Source organism: Rhodobaculum claviforme, from assembly GCF_016653255.1.
In the GTDB taxonomy this organism is placed as follows: Bacteria; Pseudomonadota; Alphaproteobacteria; order Rhodobacterales; family Rhodobacteraceae; genus Rhodobaculum; species Rhodobaculum claviforme.
Genome location: NZ_NHSD01000230.1, coordinates 1 through 7,906, shown reverse-complemented (window position 1 = coordinate 7,906; position 7,906 = coordinate 1). Strand labels below are relative to the sequence as shown.

Annotated in this window: 3 protein-coding genes and 7 pseudogenes; 8 read left to right on the top strand and 2 right to left on the bottom strand. The window is 65.8% G+C overall.

What is annotated here, in order from left to right; genetic code table 11:
- Nucleotides 1-128 precede the first annotated feature (128 nt).
- Nucleotides 129-293: pseudogene (locus CCR87_RS08355) on the top strand (transposase); the annotation flags it as partial.
- Between the two features lie 13 nt (nucleotides 294-306).
- Nucleotides 307-534, top strand: a pseudogene (locus tag CCR87_RS08350) (transposase); the annotation flags it as partial.
- Nucleotides 535-554: 20 nt separating this feature from the next.
- On the opposite strand, the gene CCR87_RS08345 reads toward CCR87_RS08350, so the two are convergent.
- Nucleotides 555-1,334 (bottom strand): hypothetical protein, encoded by a 780-nt coding sequence (locus CCR87_RS08345; protein WP_201157074.1) that lies wholly within the window; start codon nucleotides 1,332-1,334, stop codon nucleotides 555-557.
- 153 nt (nucleotides 1,335-1,487) lie between these two features.
- Here CCR87_RS08345 and CCR87_RS08340 point away from each other — a divergent pair, with 153 nt between their 5' ends.
- From CCR87_RS08340 to CCR87_RS17230, 4 genes and pseudogenes are all read left to right on the top strand, one after another.
- Complete coding sequence (locus CCR87_RS08340) at nucleotides 1,488-2,837, top strand: rhamnan synthesis F family protein (RefSeq protein WP_201157073.1); 1,350 nt, start codon at nucleotides 1,488-1,490, stop codon at nucleotides 2,835-2,837.
- 57 nt (nucleotides 2,838-2,894) lie between these two features.
- Nucleotides 2,895-3,930 (top strand): annotated as a pseudogene (locus CCR87_RS08335) (IS481 family transposase).
- Nucleotides 3,931-4,054: 124 nt separating this feature from the next.
- On the top strand, nucleotides 4,055-5,179 hold the full coding sequence (locus tag CCR87_RS17790; RefSeq protein WP_476748499.1) for a rhamnan synthesis F family protein: 1,125 nt from the start codon (nucleotides 4,055-4,057) through the stop codon (nucleotides 5,177-5,179).
- A 102-nt stretch (nucleotides 5,180-5,281) separates the two neighbouring features.
- Nucleotides 5,282-5,414 (top strand): annotated as a pseudogene (locus CCR87_RS17230) (IS110 family transposase); the annotation flags it as partial.
- A 273-nt stretch (nucleotides 5,415-5,687) separates the two neighbouring features.
- Here CCR87_RS17230 and CCR87_RS08325 read toward each other — a convergent pair.
- Nucleotides 5,688-7,192: pseudogene (locus CCR87_RS08325) on the bottom strand (IS3 family transposase); the annotation flags it as partial.
- 106 nt (nucleotides 7,193-7,298) lie between these two features.
- Between CCR87_RS08325 and CCR87_RS08320 the strand changes: the two are divergent.
- Nucleotides 7,299-7,424: pseudogene (locus tag CCR87_RS08320) on the top strand (IS110 family transposase); the annotation flags it as partial.
- A 253-nt stretch (nucleotides 7,425-7,677) separates the two neighbouring features.
- Nucleotides 7,678-7,779: pseudogene (locus CCR87_RS08315) on the top strand (integrase core domain-containing protein); the annotation flags it as partial.
- Between the last annotated feature and the right edge of the window lie 127 nt (nucleotides 7,780-7,906).

Sequence of the window (7,906 nt, the reverse complement as noted above, 5' to 3'; positions counted from 1 at the left end):
CGCCGACGTCATCGCCCGCATCTCCGACATCCCCGTCTCACGCCTGCCCGAACTGCTCCCGTGGAACTGGGCCGCCCCCGCAGCCAGCGTCAAGGCCGCCTGACCGCGGTTCCCACCGGATGCTTACGGACCGCAAGGCGGTGGCCGCCGACCTGCGCCCGATCTACGAGGCCCCGACTGCCGAGCAGGCCGCCCGCCAGCTCGATGCCTTCGAGGAGAAGTGGGCCGGGAAATACCCGTCCATCGCCCCGGCCTGGCGCCGGGCCTGGGTCGAGGTCACCCCGTTCTATGCTGCAGGCCGCCATGGCCGGTCACGGCGAATGGACCATCGAGATCATCAAGCGATCCGACACCGCCAAGGGCTTCGAGGTCCTGCCGCGCCGATGGGTCGCGGAGCGTACCTTCGCGTGGCTAGGGCGCTGCCGCAGGCTCGCAAAAGATTGGGAGAAAACCATCGCCTCGGCCACCGCCATGGCTTTCATCGCCCATATCCGCCTCCTCACACGGCGCATCGCAAGGCATTGCTTCGCTTGAGGAAGTTTCGAGTCGGGCACTTAGAGGGCCGAGGGGTCAGTGCCGTGGCGGTGCCAATGCTCGGCCACCCACGCCACCGGTGCGCCGAGGTGGTGAGGCCAGCGGTCGCGGTTTCCGGGGCTGCGGTGCACCAGATCGGCCGGACGCGGGCGACCATGGAAGGCGACCATGCGTGCCCCCGCCGGAGGCTGGCGCGGCGCGAGCAACCTGTCGATACCTGGCGCCCTGCGAAGATGGCGCTTGAAGCTGACGACCCACTCGGCTGGCCAGTAGCCATGCACGTCCGCCTCATGGTGGATATAGCGCTGCTCCAGCCCGTAGCGGTCTGCAACGACGCGCGGGGCAGCGCGCAGTTTCTCCTCCAAGTGGCCAAGACTGCCAAGATCGAAGGCCATCAGCGCGCTCATGGTCTCGGGCGGGCTGGTTCGGGACAGCAGGCCTGTCCGCCAAGGCGCCTCGTCCACCGCCATCAGACCTTGCCCATGGGTGAAGAACACTGACAGGTCACCGCACGGAATCATGTCCAGATCAACGAACAGTGCCCGCCCACGCAGTCCGTACAAATCGCGGCGGAACAGCGCAATCTTGGGCCAGGCACCGACGCGCCACATATCATCGGGAAGACCCAAGTCAGGGATCGGAAGACACTCCACCTCGGGGCGGATGCCAGAAGAGTCGTCGGTGAGACATACGAAGCGGGCGGGCCCCGGCAGATACGCCCGAACTGCTCCGAACAGCACATTGACGTATTCTGGTCCGTAAAGCGTCCCCCACCGCATGCACAGCACAACCCGGTCCATGCGCTTTTCCTTTCGGGTCCCTTGCCGCTGCCTGATTGGACGACGCGCACTCGACCATGCCCGCGCGGCCACTCAGGTTGCCGCAGCCAAGGCAAAACTGTATTCCCGGCCCAAATCCCCGTCAAGGCGAGGGGGTGCGGGCAGGAGGGTGCAATGATCCCGGGCTGGAAGTTGAGGCGGGAGTTGGCACGCGTGGGGACGCAGATCGCAAACATACCGCACAGCCTTGCCGCGCTGCCTAAACGCCTGACCGAGCCGCGCCGCGCGAGGGCCTATGACGCGGCATTCCCCGCCGCGCTGCACCAGACCGTGGGCACGCTACAACCGAACGCGCGGCTGTCGGTCCTTGTGCTTTACCAACCGGGCGGGGTGGCCGGTTCGACTCTGGCAACATGTCGGTGGCTTGCGGCGGCGGGGGTGGCACCATTGGTCGTCTCCAACGCGCCACTGGCTGACGCTGACCGCGCAGCGCTGGCGGACACCGCGTGGCGCGTGGTGGAACGGCCCAATTTCGGTTATGATTTTGGCGCCTACCGTGACGGAATCCGGCTAATCCGCGCTGAGGGCTTGCAGCCTGAGCGGCTGCTGTTGATGAACGACAGCGTCTGGTGCCCCATGGACGCAGACCCGCTTTCGGCTCTGCTTACGCATGCCGGCGATCTGGTGGGCATCGTCCAAGACGAGAAGGTCGCCCATGACCGCAGCGGCGGCAGGCCCACCGATCGCCGCCACTTGGAAAGCTACTGCCTGAGCGTCTCCGCGCGGCTGTGGCGGGCACCGGCGTTCCAAGCCTTTTGGGACGGCTACCGCCTGACCGACTACAAGCCCGACACTATCAGGCGGGGCGAGATCGGCCTGTCCCGCGCGATGGAGGCCGCTGGCTTCGATCTCGCCGCCTTGGGCACACGCGAAATGTTCCTGAAGGCAATGGCAATGCAAGAAACAGTTTCGCTATGCGAAATCTTGGACCACGCCGCCTATGACGACCATCAGTTCGCCAAAGAGAACGCGGTCCTACTGACGCGGGCAGGGTGGCCCAGGGCCCAGGGTGCCCGCGAGCCCCGTACCGTACAGGCCACCTTCGACCGCCAAGTGCCTGGAGAACATGAGGCTGCGCTGCAGCGCCGGCGCCCGGAAAGGACAGAACCGCAGATGAGGACGTCCGAAGCGACAACATCGCTGTGGGCCGAGTCGGCCAAAACAGGCCCGCACCCGACATGGATGGGCTCGGGCGACGAGGCAGCGTGGCGGGCCGACGCGTTGGACCACATCCGCCGCTGGGTCAACCGTCGCCGCTACCCGGTGGCCTTTCCGCTGGGCAACGCCCGTGCCCTCGGGACCTTCTGTCTCAAGAAAAACTCCGAGCCGATCTTTGCCGCCGCCCGACACTCCTATTTGCGCGCGGTTGCATCCGGCCTGATCGCCCCGCCCCCGCCCCCGACCCTCAACGAGGTCACAGCACGCACCGCCACAGTCAGCTCACGCCGCGATCATGGGATCTAGGTGTTTGATCCCACGGTTTGATGGTGCGATGCTTTCTCAGGGATGGAAGGAAGCCGTATGGAACAAGTTCGTCACGGGAGCGCCACGACCACGCACGCCGTCAGAGCTGCGATACAGCGATCGCAAGCTTCGCTCGCGCAGCTGAGCCGGGAAGTCGGGATCAATCCGAAGACCGTCGCGAAGTGGCGCAAGTAGGCGACGGTCGAGGACATGAAGACCGGGCCGAAGGAACCGCGCTCGACGGTCCTGACCGAGGAAGAGGAGGCGGCTGTCGTCGCCTTCCGGCGGCACACACTCTTGCCGCTCGATGACTGCCTCTACGCCCTGCAGCCCTCGATCCCGCATCTGACCCGGTCGGCGCTGCACCGGTGCCTGCAGCGATGCAGCCATGGTGCGCCACTGGTTCAAGCACCATGGCGAATGCATCTCCCGGCTACCGGATGTGGGCGGGGACAAGCCGACGCGCGCGCGGTTCAAGCGCTATCCCATTGGCTTTTTCCACATCGACATTGCCGAGGTGCAGACGGCCGAAGGCAAGCTCTTCCTCTTCGTGGCCATCGACCGCACCAGCAAGTTCGCCGTCGCCCGGCTTGTGGAGAAGGCCGACCGGCGCACGGCCTGGGAATTTCTGGAATACCTCCTGCGCGTCGTGCCCTATCGCATCCACACGATCCTGACCGATCGAGCCATTGGAACGCCATTGGTCCGAGAGACAGTGGCGAGGGGCATCCAGTTCGCCGAGCAGCCCCGCAACAGGAACACCATCACTTCCCGGCAGATGCGTTTCGACATGATCTGCGAGGCAAACGGGATCGAGCACCGCCTGACCAAGCCGAACCACCCCTGGACGAATGGCCAGGTCGAGCGGATGAACCGCACGACCAGGGAGGCGACCGTCAAGCGCTTCCACTACGAAAGCCACGACCCGTTGCGGACACACCTCGCCGACTTCATGGCAGCCTACAACCTTGCCCGCAGGCTCAAGACGCTCGGCGGCCTCACGCCCTACGAATGCATCTGCAAAATCTGGACATCAGAGCCGGATCGTTTCATCGTTGATCCGACCCACCAGATGCCGGGACTGAACACCTAGGGCCCGGGACGAGAGAGCTTGCCCGTCGGCACCGCCGGTGCAAGATTACTCCCGACGAGCGAGAGCCGAGCGGCAGGAACTAGGCCGTGAGCCTTGAAGCGTTACAAAAGGGAGACTGCCAAGTATGCCCTCCGATGACCTTCGAACCCGGGGCGCAATCCCGGGTGAACCCGCATCGGTACCGGCGAAGCGAGCTCGACCGTCCGAGCCCGTGGCGGCGCAGGGGCAGGGGGAAGCGCCTAGCAGCATCTCTGTTGCCGGCACGCCTTCGCACACCACCCCCTTAACGCACTCCGGAACTGAGCGAGACCCGCTGTCGGCCCGCGTGGTACGGCATCCAGGAGCAGTGGCGGGGCAAGATCTTTGCCTATTTGCCCTGTATGCGCCGCAGGGGCGGGTGACGCAGGCTACAGCGCGCCATATCGCCCTACTGGCCGAAAACGGGTGGACCGTAGTCGCGTGTGTAGCTCTTGAGGATCCCAACTCTACCCCGGACCTCGCGCCGCTGGCGGCGGCGCAGGGAGTCGTGCTCCGGGCCAATGGGGGCATGGATTTTGCCACATGGGCTGCTACACTCCGACTCCTGCCCGATGCTTGGCAAGCCGGGCGGCTGGTTTTCACCAACGACAGTATCCTGCCCCTGCCGATGCTGTTTCCGTGCTTCATGGATCGGCTCCGGGCGCAGACAGCCGAGTATGTGGGGCTGACTGAATCGCAACATCCTCGCCTTCATTTGCAGAGCTATTTCTTCATGCTTCAAGGTCGGGCGCTAAAGAATGACGCGGTGCACGCCTTCTGGGCAGAAATGCCGGTACTGACCCGCAAGCAAGACGTTATCGACGCGTTGGAGACCCGCCTGTTTAACCTTGCCACCGTCCGCTGGGGGCTGAGCAGCAAGGTGCTATTCCCCTTGGACGCGCTGTTTCCCGGTTGCGATCCAGACGAGGTCGCCCTCGTCAACGTTAGCCATAGCTACTGGGAACATCTGGTGCAGTGCGGTATGCCCTTCGTGAAGGTCGAGTTGCTGCGCGACAATCCACTGAAGGTGCCGATCCAGCACTGGCGCGCTGTCATGGCCCGCCACGGCGCCGACATTGACGAGGTCGAGGCCCACCTCGCCGTGCCGCGGGGCGGCACGAAGGTGGCGGGGCGCCCGGAATGGCGGATCGTGCTGAGCGAGCTGAACCGCGTCCGTCTCGGCATCCGCCGTCGCCGCCGCGCCCGCTGCACCCCCAAGCCCGTGCGGTGAACGCAACACTTAGCCACCAGAGGGGCGCTGATGATGTGACCGCCCCCCGACGGCATCAATGTGCCAAGGTGTGTCTGCGAGTATCCACAGAGGGGACCGGTCATGTCGGAGATGATCACGGTCGGGCTCGACCTGGCGAAGACTGTGTTTCAGGCGCATGGTGCTGAGGCGTCAGGGCGGGCAGTGCTGCGCAAGAAGCTGAGACGGGATCAGGTTGGCGTTTTTCGGTCAGTTGGGTGTTGATGATGTGACCGCCCCCCGACGGCATCGATGTGCCACGGTGGGTCTGCGGGGATCCACGGAGGAGGACGGTCATGTCGGAGATTATCACGGTCGGGCTCGACCTGGCGAAGAATGTGTTTCAGGCGCATGGCGCTGACGGTGTTTGTCAACATTGTTGCCGCTTGGGACTGGTTCATGCTGCGCTCTGCTGAGGGCCGGCCATGGGGGCGCCGCCGCCAGCTCTTTGGGTGAGCGCGTCGGCGCCCCCATGGCCTCCGCGCTGTGTGTCGGACCGTTCGGGGTTGAGCCAGACGGGGCCGATGGGTTGCCAGTTGCGCGTCCGGCCTGACCATCGCGCGGGGTGCTTTTCGCGCGCGGCCTGATAGACGTCGTGGCGGTTGGCGAGGAGGGCTTTGTCCTCACCGCGATGGCGCTGGTCGGGGGTGACGAAGCGGATCGCGCTGTGCTGGTGCTGGGTGTTGTACCAGTTCACGAACTCCATCACCCAGGCGCGGGCCTCGTCGATCGAGGCGAACCCCTTGGCGGGCCAGGTCGGGACATATTTGCAGGTCCGGAACAGGGCCTCGGAGAAGGGGTTGTCGTTCGACACCCGCGGTCGGCTGAAGGAGGGGGTGACGCCGAGGCGCTCCATGGTGACCTTCATCGTCGCGCCCTTCATGGGGCTGCCGTTGTCGGCGTGCAGGATCAGCGGGTTGATGATGCACCCCTCCGCCCAGACCGCACGTTCCAGCAGGCCGGCCGCGAGTTCCCCGCTCTCGCGCTCATGGACCTCCCAACCGACGATCTTGCGGCTGAAGATGTCGACGATGAGATAGAGGTAGAAGAACATGCCCAGCACCGGCCCTGGCAACCAGGTGATGTCCCAGCTCCAGACTTCGCACGGCGCCTTCGCCTGGAAGCTTGCCGGTGGCCGTGACCGGCCAGGCTTGCGGGCGCGGCCACGGCGGTGGTTCTGGCCCCGTTCGCGCAACACCCTGTAGAAGCTCGACTCCGAGGCGATGTACACGCCTTCGTCCGCCAGCTTCGGCACGATCTGGCTCGGAGGCAGGCTCGCGAACTGGGGCGCGTTGCAGGTGTCCACGATCTGGTCACGCTCCGCCTCGGTCAGCCGGTTGGCCGGGAAGACGGATCGGTGCACGGGGCGCTCGGCCAGGGGGCGGCGATCTTCGCGCACCGCGCCCTCCGGATCTGTCCAGCGCTGCAGGGTGCGGGCATCGAGGCCAAGCTCGGCGCAGGCGGCGGCCTGGCGGGCCCCTGCAGCCATGGCGCCCTCGACGAGGGCAACAATCTCCTTGCGATCCGGGGCTGGGGTCATTCGTCCCCGCCCTCCCTTGGGCCCCAGATCGCGTCCGCCTTTTTTCTCAGCACCATCAACGCGGCCGCCTCGGCCAGCGCCTTCTCCTTGCGCGCGAGCTCGCGCTCCAGATCCCGGATGCGCTTCTTATCGTCCTTCGTCTCCCGCGCGATCTGCCGCGAGGCCGCACGGTCCCAGTCGTTGGCCCGCTCGCAGGCCTCCCGCCAGACCCGGATCTGCTCGGGATAGAGGCCCCTGCCGCGGCAGTACTCCGACAGCTCCGCCGCGTTCATCGCCGCAGTCTCCATCACCGCGGCGAACTTGTCCCGCGCCGTCCACCCCTCGGGCCCGGCCTGGCCATCGGGGAGCAGCTTACCGCGCGCCCGGGCCTCAGCCCGCCACCGCGACAGCGTGCCAATCGATATACCCTCCTCCTGCGACAACCGCTGGAGGGGCATGTTGTGGGGTGGAAGCATCTTCGCGATCACCGATGCCTTCCGCTCGCTCGAGTACGCCACCGTTCGTCCTGTCCTCCGCCCGCCTCAGGCCATCATCAACTTCTGAAACCCAGCGGCAACATCCCTGACAGGGCGGGCTGACGCGTCAGGGCGGGCAGTGCTGCGCAAGAAGCTGAGACGGGATCAGGTGCTGGCGTTCTTTGGGCAACTGCAGCCGTGCGTCGTGGCGATGGAAGCCTGCGGCGGCTCCCGCGTGCCATTGATCGGGACCCGTCCATCCAGCGGACTTCATCAGGGCGCGCGGCACCTCATGCCGCAAACGAGACGCCGTATACATGGCCGCGACCGACCAAGTGCCAGACGACCAAACAAAGCTCTTGCCAAGGCGCCATCCATACATGGTCCGAGAGACAGTGGCGAGGGGCATCCAGTTCGCCGAGCAGCCCCGCAACAGGTACACCATCACTTCCCGGGAGATGCGTTTCGACATGATCTGCGAGGCGAACGGGATCGAGCACCGCCTGACCAAGCCGAACCACCCCTGGACGAATGGCCAGGTCGAGCGGATGAACCGCACGATCAAGGAGGCGACCGTCAAGCGCTTCGTAAGCATCCGGTGGGAACCGCGGTCAGGCGGCCTTGACGCTGGCTGCGGGGGCGGCCCAGTTCCACGGGAGCAGTTCGGGCAGGCGTGAGACGGGGATGTCGGAGATGCGGGCGATGACGTCGGCG